Annotated in this window: 19 protein-coding genes; 7 read left to right on the forward strand and 12 right to left on the reverse strand. The window is 71.6% G+C overall.

The genetic code is table 11. The annotated features are described in order from the left end of the window. Window positions 1-53 precede the first annotated feature (53 nt). On the reverse strand, window positions 54-1,631 hold the full coding sequence (locus tag ABFJ78_RS29890) for a TROVE domain-containing protein (RefSeq protein WP_436389899.1): 1,578 nt from the start codon (window positions 1,629-1,631) through the stop codon (window positions 54-56). Between the two features lie 415 nt (window positions 1,632-2,046). On the opposite strand from ABFJ78_RS29890, the gene ABFJ78_RS29895 reads away from it, so the two are divergent. After that, window positions 2,047-2,940 carry an LLM class flavin-dependent oxidoreductase gene (locus ABFJ78_RS29895; protein ID WP_436389900.1) on the forward strand — a complete coding sequence of 298 codons (894 nt, stop codon included), beginning with the start codon at window positions 2,047-2,049 and terminating at the stop codon, window positions 2,938-2,940. A 9-nt stretch (window positions 2,941-2,949) separates the two neighbouring features. Continuing rightward, complete coding sequence (locus ABFJ78_RS29900; RefSeq protein WP_436389901.1) at window positions 2,950-3,402, forward strand: MarR family winged helix-turn-helix transcriptional regulator; 453 nt, start codon at window positions 2,950-2,952, stop codon at window positions 3,400-3,402. Here the strand turns inward: ABFJ78_RS29900 and ABFJ78_RS29905 are convergent. Next, entirely contained in the window at window positions 3,399-3,620 is a 222-nt protein-coding gene (locus tag ABFJ78_RS29905; protein WP_436389902.1) for an acyl-CoA carboxylase subunit epsilon, read from the reverse strand. The two genes, ABFJ78_RS29900 and ABFJ78_RS29905, sit on opposite strands and share 4 nt — an antisense overlap. Continuing rightward, complete coding sequence (locus ABFJ78_RS29910) at window positions 3,617-5,254, reverse strand: acyl-CoA carboxylase subunit beta (RefSeq protein ID WP_436389903.1); 1,638 nt, start codon at window positions 5,252-5,254, stop codon at window positions 3,617-3,619. Before ABFJ78_RS29910 ends, ABFJ78_RS29905 begins: the two co-directional genes overlap by 4 nt. Before the next feature lie 54 nt (window positions 5,255-5,308). Between ABFJ78_RS29910 and ABFJ78_RS29915 the strand changes: the two genes are divergently transcribed. After that, window positions 5,309-6,091, forward strand: a complete 783-nt coding sequence (locus tag ABFJ78_RS29915) for a GNAT family N-acetyltransferase (protein ID WP_436389904.1) — start codon at window positions 5,309-5,311, stop codon at window positions 6,089-6,091. A 40-nt stretch (window positions 6,092-6,131) separates the two neighbouring features. Here ABFJ78_RS29915 and ABFJ78_RS29920 read toward each other — a convergent pair whose 3' ends face one another. Genes ABFJ78_RS29920 through ABFJ78_RS29935 form a run of 4 tightly spaced genes read right to left on the reverse strand, consistent with a single transcriptional unit; the run spans window position 6,132 to window position 9,153 of the window. Next, on the reverse strand, window positions 6,132-6,779 hold the full coding sequence (locus ABFJ78_RS29920) for a response regulator (RefSeq protein WP_436389905.1): 648 nt from the start codon (window positions 6,777-6,779) through the stop codon (window positions 6,132-6,134). Then, entirely contained in the window at window positions 6,779-7,879 is a 1,101-nt protein-coding gene (locus tag ABFJ78_RS29925; RefSeq protein WP_436389906.1) for a sensor histidine kinase, read from the reverse strand. The genes ABFJ78_RS29920 and ABFJ78_RS29925 overlap by 1 nt, the downstream gene beginning before the upstream one ends. Window positions 7,880-7,913: 34 nt before the next feature. Further along, window positions 7,914-8,705: an SRPBCC family protein gene (locus tag ABFJ78_RS29930; RefSeq protein ID WP_436389907.1), complete on the reverse strand. Its 792-nt coding sequence runs from the start codon at window positions 8,703-8,705 to the stop codon at window positions 7,914-7,916. Window positions 8,706-8,736: 31 nt separating this feature from the next. Beyond that, a complete protein-coding gene (locus tag ABFJ78_RS29935) occupies window positions 8,737-9,153 on the reverse strand; it encodes a MarR family winged helix-turn-helix transcriptional regulator (protein ID WP_436389908.1) in 417 nt (138 codons plus the stop codon). 78 nt (window positions 9,154-9,231) lie between these two features. Between ABFJ78_RS29935 and ABFJ78_RS29940 the strand changes: the two genes are divergently transcribed. Further along, the gene (locus tag ABFJ78_RS29940; protein ID WP_436389909.1) at window positions 9,232-9,792 is read left to right on the forward strand and encodes a flavodoxin family protein; all 561 of its coding nucleotides are present in this window, start codon (window positions 9,232-9,234) and stop codon (window positions 9,790-9,792) included. Window positions 9,793-9,851: 59 nt separating this feature from the next. Here the strand turns inward: ABFJ78_RS29940 and ABFJ78_RS29945 are convergent, their stop codons facing one another. Next, window positions 9,852-10,217, reverse strand: a complete 366-nt coding sequence (locus tag ABFJ78_RS29945) for a winged helix-turn-helix transcriptional regulator (RefSeq protein WP_436389910.1) — start codon at window positions 10,215-10,217, stop codon at window positions 9,852-9,854. 82 nt (window positions 10,218-10,299) lie between these two features. Here ABFJ78_RS29945 and ABFJ78_RS29950 point away from each other — a divergent pair, with 82 nt between their 5' ends. Both ABFJ78_RS29950 and ABFJ78_RS29955 read left to right on the forward strand, forming a co-directional pair. Then, a complete protein-coding gene (locus ABFJ78_RS29950; protein WP_436389911.1) occupies window positions 10,300-11,151 on the forward strand; it encodes an NAD(P)-dependent oxidoreductase in 852 nt (283 codons plus the stop codon). Beyond that, window positions 11,148-11,888, forward strand: coding sequence for an SDR family oxidoreductase (locus tag ABFJ78_RS29955; protein WP_436389912.1), 741 nt, complete (start codon window positions 11,148-11,150; stop codon window positions 11,886-11,888). The genes ABFJ78_RS29950 and ABFJ78_RS29955 overlap by 4 nt, the downstream gene beginning before the upstream one ends. 198 nt (window positions 11,889-12,086) lie before the next feature. Here ABFJ78_RS29955 and ABFJ78_RS29960 read toward each other — a convergent pair whose 3' ends face one another. Further along, a complete protein-coding gene (locus ABFJ78_RS29960; protein ID WP_436390160.1) occupies window positions 12,087-12,863 on the reverse strand; it encodes an NAD(P)H-dependent oxidoreductase in 777 nt (258 codons plus the stop codon). 137 nt (window positions 12,864-13,000) lie between these two features. On the opposite strand from ABFJ78_RS29960, the gene ABFJ78_RS29965 reads away from it, so the two are divergent. After that, the gene (locus tag ABFJ78_RS29965) at window positions 13,001-13,999 is read left to right on the forward strand and encodes a GlxA family transcriptional regulator (protein ID WP_436389913.1); all 999 of its coding nucleotides are present in this window, start codon (window positions 13,001-13,003) and stop codon (window positions 13,997-13,999) included. 8 nt (window positions 14,000-14,007) lie between these two features. Here the strand turns inward: ABFJ78_RS29965 and ABFJ78_RS29970 are convergent, their stop codons facing one another. From ABFJ78_RS29970 to ABFJ78_RS29980, 3 genes are all read right to left on the reverse strand, one after another. Then, complete coding sequence (locus ABFJ78_RS29970; RefSeq protein WP_436389914.1) at window positions 14,008-14,907, reverse strand: LysR family transcriptional regulator; 900 nt, start codon at window positions 14,905-14,907, stop codon at window positions 14,008-14,010. Window positions 14,908-15,153: 246 nt separating this feature from the next. Beyond that, a complete protein-coding gene (locus ABFJ78_RS29975) occupies window positions 15,154-15,765 on the reverse strand; it encodes a TetR/AcrR family transcriptional regulator (RefSeq protein WP_436389915.1) in 612 nt (203 codons plus the stop codon). A 10-nt stretch (window positions 15,766-15,775) separates the two neighbouring features. Continuing rightward, the gene (locus tag ABFJ78_RS29980) at window positions 15,776-16,594 is read right to left on the reverse strand and encodes a class I SAM-dependent methyltransferase (protein ID WP_436389916.1); all 819 of its coding nucleotides are present in this window, start codon (window positions 16,592-16,594) and stop codon (window positions 15,776-15,778) included. Window positions 16,595-16,672: the final 78 nt, after the last annotated feature.

A 16,672-nucleotide genomic window follows, 5' to 3' on the forward strand; every position in this document is an offset into this window, starting at 1 on the left:
TACACAGCGCGGAGGCCCCCATGATCCCGTCATGGGGGCCTCCGCGGCTTCTCTCAGAACGGCCAGTCGGCGTTCTTCCCCGCCTCGAGCAGGGGAATCATCCGGAAACCCTGGTCGGTCAGGCCGCCGAACACGTGCCGCCGCGCGACCCCGGACGGCGCGTGGCCGAACCGGTAGCCCGCCAGGTTCCACGTGTACAGCGGCACGTGCGACGGCAGCGCCTGCCCGACGTCGCCGTCGCCGGCCTGCTCGTCGGTGAGGATGACGACGCGGTCGTGCTTCGCGAAGTGCTTCCGCACCGCGCCGGCGGTGTTGGTGCCGCCGCCGAGGAAGAACCCGCCGGACTTCCAGCGCTCGACGTCGCTCAGCAGCGACCCGCCGGGCCGCAGCTTGAACACCTTGGTGCGCGTGCCGCCGAGCAGCCGGTCCGAGAACGACACGACGTCGGCATCGGCGCACCGCCGGCCCAGGGCGAGCCCGAAGACCGCGGCGGCGTCCCAGCGCAGCAGGGTGCCGTCGCGGCTGAAGCCCATGTTCATCGACGTCGAGGTGTCGACGAGCACGAGCGTCCGGCCCGGCAGCTCCGGAACGTTCGCCAGCGAGTGCGCGATCGCCTGCTCCAGCGCCCACGCCCACCGCAGCGACGGTGCCGCCCGGTAGGCGGACAGGAACCGCATCGGCAGCTGCCGCGACTTCGCGACCTGCGCCGGATCGGCGAGCTTCGCGGCGACGCGCTGCGCGACGTCGTCCGAGACGCCGGCCTCGTCGAAGTTCCTCAAGTTGCGCAGGAGCGCCATGTAGCCCATGGACGGGATGAGCGCCTCCCAGACGCGCGCGTCCAGGGGACCCTGCAGCCAGCCGGCGACCGACTCCCACGTCATGCCCGCCGCGCGCAGGACGTCCGCCGCGTCCGGCCGCGCGAACAGCTCGCGCCGGCGCGGCGCGTCCCACGCCGTCAGCTCGGCGCGGGCACGCAGCACGTTCAGCTTGGCCGGTAGCGGGTTGCCGCGGTCGTGGCGCTCGTCGAGGACGTGCTTGAACAGCTCGCCCTGGGCGGCGTCGCGGTTGGCCGGGTGCGTCAGCTCGAGAACGTCGGCGAAGCGGAACGCGCGTGCGGCCGAATCCCACTTGACGTACGAGCGCTCGTCGTAGAGCTTCCGCGCCCCGTCGGCTACGCCGCGCTTGACCGGCTTCGGGATGTTCTTGCCGTGCACGGAAGTCCAGTAGGCGAGCAGCTCCCCGGGCTCGTCGGCCCGCTGCAGGACGTCGCCGACGACCTGCCGGCCGAGCCCGTCGAGCCCGGCGTCGAGGCGAGCCTTGGCGAACTCGGCCGCGCCGACGAGCGACGCGGTCCGCAGGTTCGCCTCGGAGCGCAGCCAGCGCAGGAACCGAGCGGTCCACTGTGGATTCTCGAGGGTCGACTTCCGGACCAGCTCGGTGTACCGCGTGTCGCGCGCGTTCGCGGACTCGTAGAAGGTGTGCTCGCCGACCATGTTGGTGACGGCGAGCAGGAAGAGCTCGGACCGGGCGTCGCGCGCGTAACCGGCGCCACCCTCGTAGGTGACCCCAGCCGCCTCGCCGCGGACGGGCGAAGTCGCGGCGGGCGCGCGTGCGGTGTTGAACTTGCTCATTTCTCCCCCTGATTTTCACTGGGAAGCCACGGCCACGGCGATGCCCGAGATCGAATTCGGTGAAGGTACGTTGCTGCTCTGCCGGGCTGAGCTACCGGACCTGCCGGCCCGGGAGGGATTCGAACCCTCGACCTGCCCATTACAAGGAAGTAACCCTCGCCTGCGCACCGGGCACCGATGCGGCCGTGACTCCGCCCGAGATCGAAGTGGTGAAGGCTTTCGGGAGTCGAACCCAAGGGATACCAGAGAAGTAACCCTCACCGCCGCACCGGGCGAGAGCAACGTTAGCCGCCGCGGCGCCCCGGCGAAACCGAATATCCAGCCGGCCGCCGGCAGCGCCTGGCACCTCGGGGTTAGTTCGTGCTAAGAACTATGTATAGTAAGTTCGTAACACGAACTACCACTGGGAGGAATCATGACGCACTTCGGCATCGGCGTCTCCACAGCCGTCTCCGCGGTCCCCGGCACCCTGGACCTCGCCGTCCAGGTCGATCGCGCCGGGCTGGACCTGCTCACCGTCTCCGATCACCCCTACCACGCCGACCGGCTCGACGCGTACGCCGAAATCGGCGTCCTCCTCGGGCGCACCGAACGGATCTCCGGCCTGGTCAGCGTCACCAACCTGCCGACGCGCCCGGCACCCATGCTCGCGCGCACCATCACGAGCCTGTCCGCGCTCACCGGCGGGCGGATCGTGCTCGGCATGGGGGTCGGCGGCCTCTGGGACGACATCGCGCGGCTCGGCTTCACCAAGCTGACCCCCGGTCAGGCCGTCCGGGCCTTCGAAGAGGGCATCCGGCTGGTCAAAATGCTCGGCGGAGGCGGCGACCCCGTGACCTTCGACGGCGAGTTCTACCAGGTCACCGATCTGGCGCCGGCAAAAGAAGAAATGCCGCCGGTCTGGACCGGGTCCGTCGGGCCGAAGTCCCTCGCCGTCACCGGGCGGGTCGCCGACGGGTGGATGCCCGGCCACGCCGCCGACTGGCTCAGCGAGCGCTTCCGCACCTCGCGTCCACTCATCGACAAGGCCGCCGTCGACGCCGGGCGCGACCCCGCCGACATCGCCACCGTCTACAACTTCCCCGGCCGCATCACGGCGGAGCCGCTGCCGCGCACCCGCACCGAGGACGGCCGCTGGATCGGCGGCTCGCCGGACCAGTGGATCGAGGAGCTGACCGGCGCGGTCCTGGAGCACGACGCCGCCGGGTTCGTCCTCTTCGGTCCGGGCGGCAGCACGCCCGACGCGGTGTCCGCCGCGCGCTGGGCCGAGGAGATCGTGCCCGCCGTGCGGGAAGCCGTCGCGAAGTAGGCTGGCGCGATGGGGAAACACGGGGAGGACCTCGGCGTGGTGGCCGGGCTCGTGCGGGCGTCGTTCCTGGTGAACGCCGTCTACGCCGAGTCGGCCCGCGAGTACGGGCTGACCGTGCAGCAGGGGCAGCTGCTGTGCGTGCTGATGGGGCGGCCGTACGGCATGGGCGACCTCGGCGCGACGCTCGGCCTCGAGAAGTCCAGCTTGACGGGCCTGGTCGACCGCGCGGTCCGGCGCGGGCTGGTCCGCCGCGAGCCCGACCCGGACGACCGCCGTGCGGTCCACGTGGTGCTGACGGAGGAGGGACGCGACCTGGCGGAGGAGTTCTACGCGGCGACGTGCCGCCGCGTGGACGAACTGGCGGCCGGACTGCCCGCGCCGGACCGCGATCGGCTCGCGGCGCTGCTGGGCCGGGTCGTGCGGGACAACGAGGTCCCGACGGTGTTCCTGGACGTCGTCTAGAAGCCGGGAAGCCCCGAAGCGCGCCAAGCACCTTCGCCGGGGTGGAGCGGTCGACGCAGCGAAGCAGCGTGATCGCCCCACCACGACGTACGCGGCTTCGGCTTCTCCGCGGGCGGAGCGGCCGACGCCGCGGCGACGACCGCCGTCAGCGCCGCCAGTTCGGCGTCGCTCGGGTTTCCGCGGACCACCCGCAGCAGGGGCTTCTCGTCGTCGCTCACAGCGGGATGTTCCCGTGCTTCTTGGGCGGCAGCGACTCGCGCTTGTTGCGCAGCAGCGACAGCGCCCGCGCGACGTGCCCGCGGGTGTGCGCCGGGACGATCACCGAGTCGACGTAGCCGCGTTCGGCCGCCGCGTACGGGTTCAGCAGCGTGTCTTCGTACTCTTGGATCAGCTCGGCGCGCAGGGCGTCGACGTCCTGTCCTTCGGAAGCCGCCTTCGCGAGGGTCTTGCGGTGGACGATGTTCGCCGCGCCCTGGGCGCCCATCACCGCGACCTGCGCGGTCGGCCAGGCGAGGTTGATGTCGGCGCCGAGGTGCTTGGAGCCCATGACGTCGTACGCGCCGCCGTACGCCTTGCGCGTGATGATCGTGACGAGCGGGACCGTGGCCTCCGCGTAGGCGTAGATCAGCTTCGCGCCGCGGCGGATGATGCCGTTCCACTCCTGGTCGGTGCCCGGGAGGAAGCCCGGGACGTCGACGAAGGTGAGCACCGGGATGTTGAACGCGTCGCAGGTGCGGACGAACCGCGCGGCCTTCTCGGAGGCGTCGATGTCGAGGCAGCCGGCGAACTGCGTCGGCTGGTTGGCGACGACGCCGACGCTCTGGCCGTCGACGCGGCCGAAGCCGACCAGGATGTTCGGCGCGAACAGCTCGTGGACCTCGAGGAACTCGCCGTCGTCGAGGACGCGGGTGAGCACCTCGTGCATGTCGTACGGCGTGTTCGGCGAGTCCGGGATGATCGTGTCGAGCTCGCGGTCCGAGTCGGTCACGTCGTCGAAGAACCCGGGCGGGTTGTCCGACGGCTCGAACACCGGCGGGTCCGAGAGGTTGTTCTGCGGCAGGTAGGAGAGCAGTTCCTTGACGTAGGCGATGGCGTCTTCGTCGTCGTTGCCGAGGTAGTGCGCGACGCCGGACTTCGTGTTGTGGGTCCGGCCGCCGCCGAGCTCCTCGAAGGTGACGTCCTCGCCGGTGACCGTCTTGACGACGTCCGGGCCGGTGATGAACATCTGCGACGTCTCGTCGACCATCACGATGAAGTCGGTCAGCGCGGGTGAGTAGACGTGCCCGCCGGCGTTGGCGCCCATGATCAGCGAGATCTGCGGGATCACGCCGGACGCCTTGACGTTGCGGTTGAAGATCTCGCCGTAGAGGCCGAGCGAGACGACGCCCTCCTGGATGCGCGCGCCGCCGCCCTCGTTGATGCCGATGATCGGGCGGCCGGTCTTGATGGCCAGGTCCATGACCTTGACGATCTTCTCGCCGTAGACCTCGCCGAGGCTGCCGCCGAAGACGGTGACGTCCTGGCTGAAGACGCAGACCGGGCGGCCGTCGACGGTGCCGTAGCCGGTGACGACGCCGTCGCCGTAGGGCCGGTTCTTCTCCTGGCCGAAGTTCGTCGAGCGGTGCCGGGCGAGCTCGTCGAGCTCGACGAACGAGTTCTCGTCGAGCAGCAGCTCGATGCGTTCGCGTGCGGTCTTCTTGCCCTTGGCGTGCTGCTTCTCCACCGCGCGGGCCGAGCCCGCGTGCACCGCCTCGTCGTAGCGGCGGTACAGGTCGGCCAGCTTGCCGGCCGTGGTGTGGATGTCCGGTTCATCCTCGGGCGGCGTCCCGAGCGGCTCCGTCGCACTGCTCATTCCCGGGAGCTTAGCTACTTGCCGGTCACTTCGCGTGTGGCGTAGGCAACGTCCATGGAGATCCGGACGCTGGACGTCGCCGACCTGCCGGCTTGCTCCGACCTGGCCGAGTCCCGGTCGTGGCCGCGCGAGCCGCCGAAGTGGCGGTTGCTGCACGAGGTGGGGCAGCTGTTCGGGGTCGACGCCCCAGGTGGCGGGCTCGCGGCGTGCGCGGCGGTGGTGTCGTTCGGGACGGTGGCGTCGATCTCGATGGTGCTGGTCGCGCCCCGGTTCGAGCGGCGGGGCCTGGGCCGCGCGATCACGGCGCAAACGCTTGCGGCAGCGGGCGAGGCGGTGGTGTGGCTGCACGCGTCGACGTTGGGGCGGCCGCTGTACGAGTCGATGGGGTTCGTCCTCGACGGCGGGTGCCAGGGCCACGTCGGGAGGTTCGTCGATGACGGTGGGCCGGGTGCCGCGCTCGGGTCGGTGGCCGACGTGATCGCGCTGGACCGCGCGGCCCAGGGTGTCGACCGGCGGCCGCTGCTGGAGCGGCTGGGGACGCCCTACGTGACCGACGGCGGCTTCGCGTTCGGGGTCGACATCGGCCACGTGACAGTGATCGGCCCGGTGGTCGCGGAGTCGGAGGAGGCGGCCAAGGCGGTCGTCCGCGGGGTGGCGAGGTCGGTATCGGGTGAGGTTCGGGTGGACCCCGATTACCGGTTCCCTTCCTTCACGACGTGGCTGCGGGAACGCGGCCTGGTCCCGGGACCGCCGGCGCCCCGCCTGGTCCTGGACGGCCGCCCGCTCCCGGGCGATGCCTCACTCCGCTTCGCTCCGTTCACCCGCGCCCTCGGCTGACGCCCTCGTGAGTGAGAAACGTTGGAACACTGTTTCTCACTCACGAGGCGGTGGGTCTCACCAGGCCGGACTCGTACGCGGCGATCACCAGCTGGGCCCGGTCGCGGGCCGCCAGCTTGTGCAGCAGCCTCCCGATGTGGGTCTTCACCGTCGCGATCCCCAGGTGCAGCCGCGCCGCGATCTCGTCGTTCGACAACCCGCGCGCGATCAACGCCAGCACCTCCTGCTCTCGCGCCGTCACCCCCTCCAGCCGCTTCACCGGCCCCGTCGGCAGCCGCGCGAATTCCGCCACCAGCCGCCGTGTCACCGATGGCGCCAGCAACGCCTCGCCGGCGGCCACGATCGAGATCGCCGACAGCAGGTCCGCCGGCCGCGTGTCCTTCAGCAGGAACCCGCTCGCGCCCGCCCGCAGCGCCGCGTACACGTACTCGTCCAGGTCGAACGTCGTCAGCATCAGGACCCGGACGTCCGATCCGGCGCAGATCCGGCGCGTCGCCTCGATGCCGTCCATCGACGGCATGCGGACGTCCATCAACACGACGTCCGGGGTGAACCGCCGGGCCAGCGCGACCGCCTCGACGCCGTCCGAAGCCTCGCCGACCACCTCCAGGCCCGGCGCGCTGTCGACCAGCACCCGGAAGCTGCCGCGCAGCAACGCCTGGTCGTCGGCGATCAGGACGCGGGTCATCAAGCCACCGCCGTCTCGTAAGGCAGCCGCGCGAACACGCGGAAGCCGGGGTCGGCCGGGCCGGCGGAGAACTCGCCGCCGTAGACGGCCACGCGTTCGCGCATGCCGATCAGCCCGTGGCCCGGGGTCGCGGACCCGCCGCGGCCGTCGTCGCGGACCTCGATCGTCACCTCGCCGTCGGCCCCGGTGACGCGGATGCGGCACGTCGCCGCGCTCGCGTGCTTGACCACGTTGGTCAGCGCCTCCTGCACGATCCGGTACACCGACTGGCCGACGCCGCCCGGCAGCTCCTCGAGACCGTCGACGGCGAGGTCGACGGACGGGCCCGCCTGCTCCGCACGTTCGGCGAGCGCGCGCAGGTCGTCGAGCGTCGGGGCGGGCGCCAGAGCCGGGACGCCGGTGCCGTCCCGCAGCACGCCGAGCATCCGCCGCAATTCGGCCAGCGTCTCGCGGCTCGTGTCTTCGATGACGCGCAACGCTTCGCGCGCTTCGGCGGGCTGTTCCAGGGCGACGTGGTTGCCGACCGCGGCCTTCACCGCGATCAGGCTCATGCTGTGCGCGACAACGTCGTGCATCTCTCGCGCGATCCGCAGCCGTTCCGCCGAAACCGCTTCCCGCGCGTGGTTTTCCCGCTCGGCCGCGGCGTACTCGCGGCGACCGTGGACGGCGATGCCGAGCGCGAACCCGACGATCAGCGCCGACACCCCGAAGTTCACGGTGGTGGCGACGCTCGGGTTCGGCACCGCGATGCCGAGCAGGCCGACCGCGAGCAGCCCGGCCACGAACCCGACCCGCGACGCCCGGCTGCCCCGCGCCACGACGAACGTGTACAGCGCACACCCGGCCCCCACGACGGCGACCGCGAGCACCGGGCCGCCGATCGGGATGGCCGCCGCGGTCAGCACGAGCGCGAAGATGTACGCGGGCCGCGGCCACCAGCGCCGCAGCAGGATCGGGCTGACGCTCGCCAGCATGATCGTCCAGCCCAGCCACCCGGGCAGCCACGGCGGCAGCGCCCACGCCCCGGCGGCGAGGTTGCCGCCGGCCCCGAACGCCAGCACCACGACCGCGAGCGCGTCCAGCACCACGCGAATTCGCATGACCCGAACGTAATGCGCCACCCGCGCGCCCGCGTCAACCCTGGGTCGGACGCTCCGCGTAGTGCTTCTTCACGGCCTCGACGCGGTCGGCCGGCCAGTCCGGCAGGTCGACGCCGTGCGTCGCGGCGAACAGCTTGTCGAGCTGCTCGTGCCGCCGCGCCAGCTGAGCGGGGACGTCCGCTTCCGCCGCTTCGGTGAACTCGACGCGGGTGCCGTCGAGGGGATCCTGGGTGACGTGCCAGCCGGGTTCGTCCGGGAGCAGCGCGCGGACCTCGTCGACCGGCTTCCACACGAGGTCACGGCGGAAGCGGATCGTCCCGTCGCCGAGCACTTCCCCGTAGCCGAGGCCGAATTCGTCCACATAGGACGCCATGCGGGCGTGCCAGTTCCCGGGCTGCTCGGCGTCGCGGCCGGACAGGCGCGCGTCGAGGGCGTCGAGGCAGACGTCCCAGCCGGCGGCGGTGCGGCCCGCGGCCAGCTTCGCGATCGCCGGCTCGCCGCGGCCGAAGGTGTGCGTGAACTCCAGGAGGCTGCCGTCGCCGTCCGGGGTGATGAGCCAGCGCAGGGTGTCGTCGTTCCAGACGAAGGTGAACTCGCGCGGCGGTTCGGCCGTGACGACCCGGCCGGTCGTCGAGGTGTCCTCGCCGGGGAAGGTGAACCGGATGGCGCCGCCGGCGCGCAGTTCGACGTCGACCTTCGCCGGGAACCAGTGCTCGAGCTCGGCCGGGTCCGTGATGGCGCGCCAGACCTGCTCGGGCGCGTGCTTCAGCCGGCGTTCCAGCCGGAGGGCGGGGCGGTCCTCGTCGGTCAGCAGTTTGGCGGGCATGCCTTTATATAACCACCGAGGCATATACGGGTCAAGCGCCGCGGACGGCGGCGACCGCGGCGGTGAGCTCCGGGTCGCTCGCGGCTTTGTCCAGCGAGGTCCGCAGCACCGAGCAGTACGTCGGCTCGGTTTCGGCGTAGCGCTTGCGGCCGGCGTCGGTGATCACCGAGTAGACGCCCCGGCGGTCGTCTTCGCACAGGTCGCGGATGGTCAGGCCGGCGTCCTCGAGGCGCGCGCACATCCGGCTGACCGAGCTCTGGTTGAGCCCGATCGCCTCGGCGAGCTCCTGCATCCGCAGGCCGCCGCGCGGGCCCGCGACCAGCTTGCCGAGCGCGCGGTACTCGGACAGGCCGAGCCCGTGGCGCCGTTGCAGTGCCTTGCCCAGTTCCTGCTCGATGCGGGCGTGCAGCACGAGCATGCGGCCCCAGGACTGTTCGTCGACGGTCATTTCCCGCCCTCCTCTTGACTCCAGGATAGTCCATGGGCAGTCTTTATATGTACATGCAAGTAACTGAGGGGATCGACGATGACGCGGAACTTCCTCTTCCTGGTCGGCGCGGCGCGGGCCGGCGGGAACACCGAGATGCTGGCCCGGCGGGCGGCGAAGGAGCTGCCTTCCGACGTCGAGCAGCGGTGGCTCCGGCTGCCCGAGCTGCCGCTGCCGCCGTTCGAGGACCGCCGCCACGGCGCCGGTTCGCACCCGGAGCCGGGGGAGAACGAGCAGCTGCTGATGGACGCGACCTTCGCGGCGACCGACCTGGTGATCGTGTCGCCGGTGTACTGGTACTCGGTCGCGGCGAGCGTGAAGCTCTACCTGGACTACTGGTCCGGCTGGATGCGGCTGCCCGTCGAGTTCAAGCCGAAGATGCGCGGCAAGACACTGTGGGGCGTGAGCGTCCTGAGCGAGACGGCGCGCGAGGCCCAGCCGCTGATCGGCACGCTGGAACTCTGCGCGGAGTACCTCGGCATGAACTGGGGCGGGGTGCTCCTGGGCAACGGCAGCCGCCCCGGCGACGTGCTCCTCGACGCCGACGCGATGTCGGCGGCTTCGACGTTCTTCGCCGGCGCGGACCTGGTTACCGCGTAAGGACGTCGCTCCCGTCGTCGAGGTGATCGAAGAGCTGCCGCTCAAGGCGGGCAACGCGATCACGCTGAAGGAGCATGCGGGGGTGCCGGTGTGACGCCGCGGCGCTTCGCGATGCCGGCCATGTTCTCTTCGCCCCAGTCGCCCAGCGGCAGCAGCGCGGTGTTCAGCCGCTGACCCAGCTCGGTCAGCGAGTACTCGACCTTCGGCGGGATCTCGTGGAACACCTCGCGGTGCACGACTTCGTCCGCCTCCAGCTCCCGTAGCGCCTGGATGAGCATCTTCTCGCTGATGCCGGCCACCTTCCGCTTCAGCTCGCCGAACCGCAGCGGCTCGGCGTGCAGCGCCCAGAGGATCAGGGCCTTCCAGCGGCCGCCGACCACGTCGATCGCCGCGTCCAGGCCGCAGCGGTAGGTTCTCGCCAGCATCCAGGATCCTTACGTTCTGGTGGGTACCTGACTTATTAGTCGGTACTTGTCCATCGTAAAGCGCGTCAGCAGCATGATCGGCATGGGAGAAAGCAAGAAACAGGTGGGCGTGCTCGGCCTCGGGCGGATGGGCGCCGCCCTCGCCGGGGCGCTGCTGGGGGCGGGCCACGAAGTCGTGGTGTGGAACCGGTCGCCGCTCAAGGCGGGACCGCTGCTCGACCGCGGTGCGCGTCTCGCGGCGACGCCCGCGGAGGCGGCCTCGGCGGACATCGTCCTCAGCTGTCTGTCCACATACGACACTCAACGCCCGGTGCTCGAAGCCGCTTCGCCGAAGGTGCTGGTCAACCTGACTTCGGGGACGCCCGCGGAAGCCCGCTCGACCGCCTTGTGGGCGTCGTCGGCGGGCATCGAGTACGTGGACGGCGTGATCATGGCCGTCCCGCAGGGAATCGGGACTCCCGCCGCGCGAATCCTCTACTCCGGTTCGCCGGCGACGTTCGACGGGCAGCGCGACCTGCTGACGGTGCTGGGGGAGCCGGTGTACCTCGGCGAAGACGCCGGGCTGGCGGCGCTGTACGACCTGGCGCTGCTGGGCATCATGTGGTCGACGATGGCCGGGTACCTGCACGCGCTGGCGCTGGTCGGCACGGAAGGCGTGGCGCCGTCGACGTTCACGCCGATGGCGCAGTCGTGGCTCACGGCGGTCGGCGGGTTCCTGCCGGGGATCGGCGCGCAGGTGGCCAGCGGTGACTACGCGACCGATGTGTCGGCGTTGGACATCAACGCGGCCGGGCTCGGTCTCCTGGTCGAGACGAGCCGCGCCCAGGGCATCGGCGCTTCGGTCCCCGCGGCGGTGCGGGAGCTGTTCGACCGCGCGGTGGCTTCGGGCCACGGCGCGCACGCGATCGCGAGTGTCATCGAGGAGATCCGGTGAGGTTTTCGGGGAAGAAGGCGGTCGTGACGGGCGGCACGCACGGAATGGGCCTGGCGGTGGTGCGCGCGCTCCTGGACGGTGGCGCGGAAGTCCTCGCCACCGGCCGGGACGTTTCGGGGTTGGACATCCCGGGAGCGCACCTGGTGTCGTCGGATGCTTCGTCGCTGGCGGACATCGACTCGCTGGCTGCGGCGGCCGAGGACAAGCTGGGGTCGTTGGACCTGGTGTTCATCAACGTCGGGTTCGCCACGCTGACGCCGTACGCGGATGCGACACCGGAGATCTACGACCGCACGTTCGACGTGAACGCGAAGGGCGCGTACTTCACGGCCCAGCGGCTGGCGGGCCTGGTCCGGCCCGGCGGGTCGTTCGTGTTCACGACGTCGGTGGCGGCCGGGGCGGGAATCGCGGGAATGGGCCCGTATTCGGCGGCGAAGGCGGCGGTCAGGTCGTTCGCGCTGACGTACGCGGCCGAGCTGGCGCCGCGCGGGATCCGGGTCAACGTGGTCAGCCCGGGGTACACGGACACCCCGACGATGGGGGTGACGGGGGTGCCCGCTTCGGTGCTGGCGGCGTTCAAGGAGACGGGCGACGAGGTGACGCCGTTGAAGAGGCACGCGACGGTCGAGGAAGTGGCAGCGGCGGTGCTGTTCTTGGCGTTCGAGGCAACGTTCACGACGGGCGCGGACCTGCCCGTGGACGGCGGCTTGGGCCAGCGGCTCACCTTGCCCGCGTAAGACCTCTCGCTGGCGCGGCTCAAGCCTTGCCGAACCTGCGCCGGGCGGCGCCGAGCCCGCGCGAACCTGCGCGGTGCGTCGCCGAGCCCGCGCGAACCTGCGTGGGGCGTCGCCGTGCCCGCGCGAGCCCGCGCGTGCGGCGCCGAGCCCGCGCGGCGCCGGTGCGTCGCCTGCCCGCGCGCCGACCTTCGGTGCACCTCACTCTGCTTGCGTGAGGTGAACGGCCAGGCCCGTCGCGCCAGGCGCGTGTTCCGGGCGCAGCACCAGGTTGTCGTCGTAGTCGCCGCCGTTCTGCGTGCGGAACGGGATCGGGTCCGTTGTCTCCAGCGTGCTCAGGCGCGTGCGCAGCAGTTCCCTCGCCTCGGCGAACTGCTCGGCGGGCAGCCGGTCGGCGCCGTACACCGGCACCGGCGGCAGGACCGACATCCCCGCGTAGAACAGCGTTCCGTGCTGCAGCGGCCACAGGACCTCGTTCAGCGCGCCGTTCACCCCGCGCGGACCCATGGCCGGCTCGCGGGCTCCCGCGGTGAGCACCACCATCGCGCGCTTGCCCGCGAGCCGGCCTTCGCCGTAGCGCACCGTGCGGCCGTCTTCCGCGCGGACGCCGTAGCCGAAACCCTTCACGAACACGCGGTCGAACCAGCCCTTCAGGATCGCCGGCAGGCCGTACCACCACAGCGGGAACTGCACGACGAGCGCGTCCGCCCAGTCGAGTTTCTCCTGCTCTGCCACGATGTCCGGGCTCAGCTCGCCGTTCGCGTGCGCGCGTGCCGACGTCGTTCCGACGACCAGCCGCTCGTCGCCGGCCTCGGCGCCGAAGTCGGCCGCGTCGACCACCGGGTTCCACTTCATCGCGTACAGGTCCGATTCCCGGACGTCGTGACCGAGTTCGCGAAGCGTCCGGAGGCCGTCGTCGCGAAGGGCGCCGCCCAGCGAGCGCGGTTCGGGATGCGCGAAAACCCACAACACGTTCATGACCTCGATGGTCACGCGGGCCGCTCGCTCGATCGAGTGGCCTGATAGCCAACATGTGCAAGAATCGAGCCATGGCTCTGTCATTCGGGGCTGAGCCCCGAACCCCAACCGGGGGGCAAGCCCCCCTGGACCCCCCAGTGCGCGGATTCGTGCACCCGGACCGTCACCACGTCGCCGTGCTGGTCCGGCACGGCATGCTCGTGATGGAGCTGGGCATCGTCCACCGGCTGTTCGGGCAGGCGCGCTCGGCGTCGGGCGAGCCGCTGTACGAGGTCGTGACCTGCGCCCTCGAACCCGGCCCGGTCCGCACCGACTCGGACTTCACCATCCCGATCGACCGCGGGCCGGAGGTGCTGGCCGAGGCCGACACGGTGATCGTCCCCGCGTCCCGAGCCGAATACGAACCCCTGGCGCACGTGCTGACCCCACCGCTCGCGGCCGCGATGGACCGCATCCCGGCGAACGCGCGGATCGCCTCCATCTGCACCGGCGCGTTCGTGCTCGCCGCGGCCGGCCTCCTCGACGGCCGCCGCGCGACCACCCACTGGCGCTCCGCCGACGAGCTCCAGAACCGGTTCCCGGAGGTCGAGGTCGACCCGTGCGTCCTCTACACCGACGACGGCAACGTCCTGACGTCCGCCGGCGTCGCGTCGGGAATCGACTTGGTGCTGCACATGATCCGCCGCGACCACGGCGCGGCCGTCGCCAACGAGGTCGCCCGCGGCACGGTCGTCTCCCCGCACCGCGAAGGCGGCCAGGCCCAGTTCGTCCGGCGGCCGGTGCCGGAGCCGCGCACGTCGTCGACGAAGGCGGCCCGCGCGTGGGCGCTGGAGAACCTGCACCGCCCGCTGACGCTGCGCGAGCTCGCCGCCCGCGAGGCGATGAGCACCCGAACGTTCACCCGCCGCTTCCGCGAGGAGGTCGGCATCTCGGCGCTGCAATGGCTGACGCAGCAACGGATCGAGCGCGCCCGCCAGCTCCTGGAGGAGTCGGACCTCCCGGTCGACCGCGTGGCGGCCGAAGCCGGCGTCGGCACGGCGGCCTCGCTGCGCCAGCACTTCCAGGCCGCGCTCGGGGTGTCGCCGAGCGCGTACCGGTCGACGTTCCGCGGCGAACTGGCGGCGCAGGCGGGCTGATCCGCTCGTCACCCCGCCGGGACGGCTCCCCGCCGAGGCTGTGCTTCGCAGATCTCGACGGCGGTCCGCACGAACCGCGCGATCCGCAGGTCTCGCGCGCCGGCCGGCCAGGCCAGGGCGAGCGAGTACGGCGTCGCGTCGCCGACCGGCCGGTAGACGATGTCGGCTCGCTGGTGCCACTCCGCGAACGACACCGGCAGCAGCGCGATCGCCTGCCCGAGCGCCACCGTCTCCAGCAGCTGGGCGCTGTCGCGCACCACCGGGCCCGGGGTGACCGAGCGGCCGGTCACGTCCTGGCCCGCCCAGTAGGCCCGGTCCGCGGCCGAGGCGTCCGGCCAGCACGGTGTCGGCCGCCCGGCGAAGTCCGCGCACGTCAGCGCCGACCGGCCGGCCAGCTCGTGCCGGAAGGACAGCGCGGCGACGCGCGGCTCGGTGAACAGCACCTCGACGTCCAGGTCGCCGTGGTCGCCCGGGCAGCCGAGCAGGGCCAGGTCGGCCCGGCCGTCGCGCAGCCTGTTCGCCTGCTCGCCGAACCCGCCGACCCGGATCTCGACCGGGCCTGGGAACCCGTCGGCGATCCGCCGCAGCAGTTCGGTGGCCACGCCGGGTTTCGCGGTGACGACGAGCGCCGGCGGCTGCTGAGCCACCCGCCGCGTGCGCCGGACGGCGTTCGTGACCGCGTCCAGCGCCTTCGCCGACTCGGCGAACAGGACGTTCCCGGCCGGCGTCAGCTCGACGTGCCGGCTGGTGCGTTCGAAGAGCTGGACGCCCAGCCGCCGCTCCAGCAACCGGATCGCGCGCGACAGCGGTGGCTGCGCCATCCCGAGCCGTTCGGCGGCGCGGGAGAAGTTCAGCTCTTCGGCGACCGCGCGGAAGTACCGCAGCTCACGGACCTCGACGTCGTCCATACCGCGAGGGTATCGCGGCAGAGTCCATCGGTCTTTCCCTTCTTTGTCGGCGGATGGTGGGGTTGGTGTCGAGAACTCCACAAAGGACGGACAGCGGTGCGCGGGTCGGCGGGCCGGACGCGGGTGGCCGGTGTGGTGGGAGCGGGCTGTGGGCGTGGTCGGCGCGAGCTGTGGCCGAGAGGCGATGCTGTCGGCGCGGCCGAATCGCGCTGGGGGAGTGGGCCTCGTACGCGGTCGGCGCGAGAGCTACGGCGCGATGCCATCGAGCACCGCCCGCACCACCGACTCCGGTGTCGGTGGGTCGAGCGGGCCCGTGTGCGGGAAAACCGCCGCCATGACCGAGGCGTGGCAGTAGCCGACCAGCATGGCCGCCGCCGCGTCCACTTCGGACTCCGGGCGCAGCCTGCCGAGGGTCCGCTCCTCCTTCAGGTACGCCAGTAGTCGGTCGCGCCAGTACCCTGATCGCTCGCTGATCTCCGCGAAGCGCTCCAGCACCCTCGGCTGACCGAGCAGGCCGCTGAACGCCGGCACGATCACCTTGTGCAGTGCCAGCCCGAACTCCAGGTGGCGGTGGAGGTTCTCCGCCACCGTGCCTTCGCCCGCCACCGGCAGGTCGCCCAGTTCCGCTTCCGTCGTGCGCACGTGCTCCAGCAGGGCCCGGGCCACCAGCTCCTCCTTGTCGGAGAAGTGGTTGTAGAGCACGCCGTCGGCGACGCCCGCCATGCGCGCGATCTCGCGCACGGTCATCCCGGTCGTCCCGTGCGTGGCGATCATCTTCTGGGCGGTCTCGACCAGCAGGTCGTGCAGCGACTGGCCGTCCCGCTGCGCCGCGGCTTTCCTCGGTGACATCACCGCCATCGTAAGGGCCTCACGACCTCCTTCCCATGACCAGCCACGCCGTTCCGCGCAGGCGGACCGCGTCCGGGCCCGCGTACGGCGCCAGCGCCGCCGTCAGGGCCTCGGTCGCCTTGGCCGCGGTCTCGCCGTCGACCATGCCCAGGTGGTGGCGGACCGGGCCCCAGTCGCTGATGAACCGGGCCGCGTCCGGGATGTCGCGGCCCCAGACCTGGTCGGCCTCGACGCGGGTGCACACCACGTCCGAGAAGCCGGCTTCGGTCAGGATCGCCGTCGTGTGGTCCGGGTCCGCGAACGACGTCGGCCCGCTGCCGTCGGGGCCCGTGGGCTGGGGCAGGTACTCGGCCAGCGCGCCGAACACCCGGCCGAGGTCGGTGCCCGCCAGCGCCGTCATGCACAGGAACGCCAGCCGCCCGCCGGAGCTCAGGGCCCGCCGGACGTTGGCGAACGCCGCCACCGGGTCGGCGAAGAACATCACCCCGAACCGGCTGACCGCCAGGTCGAACCCGCCTTCGGTGAACGGGTGCACCTGGACATCGCCCTGCTCGAACGCCACGTTCGGCACCTCCGCCGCGCGGGCCCGCGCGGTCGCCAGCATCGGCCCGGACAGGTCGACCCCGGTCGCGGACCGGCCCCGGGCCGCCGCCAGCCGTGTCAGCTGGCCGTTGCCGCAGCCGATGTCGAGCACCCGGTCGTCAGCGCCGACCAGGTCGAGCAAATAACCGTTGAACCCGCTGTTCACGGCGTCATACCGGTCCGCGTGCGACGCCCAGTGTTCCCCTTCGTACCCGTTCCACGCCTCGGCCTGCGCGGTGTTGACGATCCCGGTCATCCCCATCTCCTCCATTGTGAACACGCGTTCATGAACGCGTGTTCATGGTTCCCGGATCCGCCACGGCTGTCAAGGCAT

The sequence above is a fragment of the Amycolatopsis sp. MEPSY49 genome, assembly GCF_051337345.1.
In the GTDB taxonomy this organism is placed as follows: domain Bacteria; phylum Actinomycetota; class Actinomycetes; order Mycobacteriales; family Pseudonocardiaceae; genus Amycolatopsis.